Origin of the sequence: Ruoffia sp. FAM 26255 (assembly GCF_045528525.1) — a bacterium.
Lineage (GTDB): Bacteria > Bacillota > Bacilli > Lactobacillales > Aerococcaceae > Ruoffia > Ruoffia tabacinasalis.
In genome coordinates this window covers 1-486 of the sequence record NZ_JBGQQX010000140.1, presented here as the reverse complement: position 1 = coordinate 486, position 486 = coordinate 1, and the positions used below count along the sequence as shown (strand labels likewise).

The 486-nt window shown below is 34.4% G+C and carries 2 protein-coding genes and 1 pseudogene; 1 reads left to right on the top strand and 2 read right to left on the bottom strand.

Features of this window, described 5'->3' with window-relative positions; genetic code table 11:
* Positions 1-205: transposase (locus tag ACEN31_RS11645; protein WP_407109489.1), on the top strand; the 205-nt coding region annotated here is incomplete at its 5' end.
* 38 nt (positions 206-243) lie between these two features.
* Here the strand turns inward: ACEN31_RS11645 and ACEN31_RS11640 are convergent.
* The gene (locus tag ACEN31_RS11640; RefSeq protein ID WP_407109488.1) at positions 244-384 is read right to left on the bottom strand and encodes a DUF308 domain-containing protein; all 141 of its coding nucleotides are present in this window, start codon (positions 382-384) and stop codon (positions 244-246) included.
* Positions 381-486: pseudogene (locus tag ACEN31_RS11635) on the bottom strand (IS30 family transposase); the annotation flags it as partial. The gene ACEN31_RS11640 and the pseudogene ACEN31_RS11635, both read right to left, overlap by 4 nt.

The following is a 486-nucleotide window of genomic DNA, read 5'->3' as shown; positions in this document are numbered from 1 at the left end:
TGCTTATAGTGCTTGGCAAAGAGGAACCAATGAGAACTCTAACGGTTTACTGCGTGATTTTTTTCCTAAGAAAACAGACCTCGCTAGAGTGATTTACCAAGAACTCAATCAAGCTTTGTGGTTAATGAATAATCGTCCTAGGAAATGCTTAGATTACCAAACACCCTTGGAAGTATTTTTACACGAACTCTTATTAATTGAGTAAATAAAAAATTGTCGCAATACTTATTGCAATTCAACATATTAAAAAGCTTGGATTACAAATGATAAGCCGTTTAGCGTGAAGTAAATCCCAACTAAATAAGCAACTGTCAGAATTGATGCGATTGGATTAAAGATTAATATGATTCCAATGATGATACTTATAATAGTTTGATTTGTCAAATTAAGCTAGACAAAACTGCTTCATCTAAGTAACTCAAAAATACTTCCAACGGTGTTCGGTAGTGTAAGGATTTCCGTGGAATCGTGTTCCGTTTGTGTGCA